Consider the following 1,719-nt stretch of genomic DNA (forward strand, 5'->3'; position numbering starts at 1 on the left):
TGCTTCGGTGCGGGCGGTCTGATTGGCGTACCCGCCTATATGCTCACCCGGAACAGTCTCGGCAACGAGGCGGCGGCTCTGCTGATGATCGGCCTTATGCTGCCCTTCTTCCTGTTCGGCATCTACGAAAAGGACGGCCAGCCCTTAGAGAAGGTGCTGGGCCACTTCATCCGGGCGCAGTTCCTCGCCCCCAAGGTCCGTCCCTACCAGACCGACAATCTCTACGCCGCTATGGAGCGGCTGAATCATCATGAAAAGGAGGTACACGCGATTGCAAAAAAAGCAGGAAAAGCAAGTAAAAAATCTGCAAGCGGCAAAAAGACAGCACAAAAAAGATAAGGCCGACCTGCGGGACACCATCCGCCTGACCCCTGACGCCAAGCTCACCAGCCGCCAGAAGCGGCGGCTGTCCGCTTCCGTCCAGAAGGCCAAGCGGGACGGCAAAATCCCCCGCACCGCCCAGCAGACCATCCCCTACCGGGAGATGTGCCGGGACGGTATCTGCGTGGTGACGGAGCGTTACTACACCAAGCAGGTGCAATTCTACGACATCAATTACCAGTTGGCGCAGAACGAGGACAAGAACCTGATCTTTGAGAATTGGTGCGATTTCCTCAATTATTTTGATTCCTCCATCCGGGTTCAGTTTTCTTTCCTCAACCAGCCCGCCGATATGGAGGAACAGCGCCAGTCCATCCATATCCCCGATCAGGCGGACGCCTTCAACTCCATCCGGGAGGAATACTCGGATATGCTGAAAGGCCAGCTCTCCAAGGGCAACAACGGCCTGACCAAGACCAAGTACATCACCTTCGGCGTGGAGGCGGACAGTCTGAAGGAGGCCAAGCCCCGGCTGGAGCGTATCGAGGCGGACGTGCTGGCTAACTTCAAGACCCTGGGGGTGCGGGCGCACTCCCTCAATGGCTATGAGCGGCTGGCCGTCCTCCATAAGATGTTCCACCCGGCGGACAACCAGAAATTCCGGTTCGCCTGGGACGCGATCTGCAAGACCGGCCTTTCCAGCAAGGACTTCATCGCCCCGGACAGCTTCACCTTCAAGAATGGCCGGATGTTCCAGATCGGCAGGACCTACGGGGCAATGTCCTTCCTGCAAATCCTGGCCCCGGAGCTGACCGACCGGATGTTGGCGGACTTCCTGGACCTGGAAAGCAGCATGGTGGTCACGCTCCATATCCAGTCCATTGACCAGAGCGCGGCCATTAAAAATGTGAAGCGGAAGATCACCGATTTGCAGAAAATGACCATTGAGGAGCAGAAAAAGGCCGTCAGAAGCGGATACGATATGGACATCATCCCCTCTGATCTCGCCACCTATGGCGCGGAGGCCAAGACGCTTTTGGAGGACCTGCAATCCCGGAATGAGCGGATGTTCCTGGTGACGATGCTGGTGATGAACACGGCAGAGACGCGGCAGAAGCTGGAAAACAACGTATTCCAGGCGGCGGGCATCGCCCAAAAGTACAACTGCGCCCTGCGGCGGCTGGACTACCAGCAGGAACAGGGCCTTATGTCCTCGCTCCCCCTGGGCCTCAACCAGATCGCCATTCAGCGGGGCCTCACCACCAGCAGTACCGCCATATTCGTGCCCTTTACCACCCAGGAGCTTTTTATGCAGGGTGAAGCCCTCTACTACGGCCTGAACGCTCTTTCCAATAACCTGATTCTGGCCGACCGCAAGCGTTTGAAAAACCCCAACGG

General features: G+C 57.6%; 2 protein-coding genes. Both read left to right on the forward strand.

Annotated elements, in window-relative coordinates; genetic code table 11:
• Positions 1 to 339: PrgI family protein (locus QZ329_RS15545; protein WP_295753906.1), on the forward strand; the 339-nt coding region annotated here is incomplete at its 5' end.
• 7 nt (positions 340 to 346) lie between these two features.
• Positions 347 to 1,719 (forward strand): VirB4-like conjugal transfer ATPase, CD1110 family (locus QZ329_RS15550; protein ID WP_365352369.1); only part of this gene is annotated, 1,373 nt, incomplete at its 3' end.

This window comes from uncultured Oscillibacter sp. (assembly GCF_910579365.1).
Taxonomy (GTDB): Bacteria; Bacillota; Clostridia; order Oscillospirales; family Oscillospiraceae; genus Oscillibacter.